General features: G+C 63.4%; 1 pseudogene. It reads left to right on the forward strand.

What is annotated here, in order from left to right:
- Positions 1-243 (forward strand): annotated as a pseudogene (locus KVT32_RS31180) (Lrp/AsnC family transcriptional regulator); the annotation flags it as partial.

Genomic DNA, 243 nt, shown 5'->3' on the forward strand with positions numbered 1-243 from the left:
ACGCCCTGCTGGAACCGCGTCAAGGCGCTGGAAGAGGCGGGGGTAATCGAAGGCTATGCGGCCTTGCTGAACCAGAAGGCGCTGGGGCTGCCGGACACGGTAATGATCGAGGTCACGCTTGTGCACCACGACGACGACACGCTGGCGCGCTTTGGCGAGGAAATCAGCCGCCTGCCCTAAGTGGTCGAGGCGTTTCTGGTCACGGGCGAATACGACTACCTGATCAAGGTTGCCGAGGCGGGC

The organism is Achromobacter sp. GbtcB20 (genome assembly GCF_019091095.1).
Taxonomy (GTDB): domain Bacteria; phylum Pseudomonadota; class Gammaproteobacteria; order Burkholderiales; family Burkholderiaceae_B; genus Achromobacter; species Achromobacter mucicolens.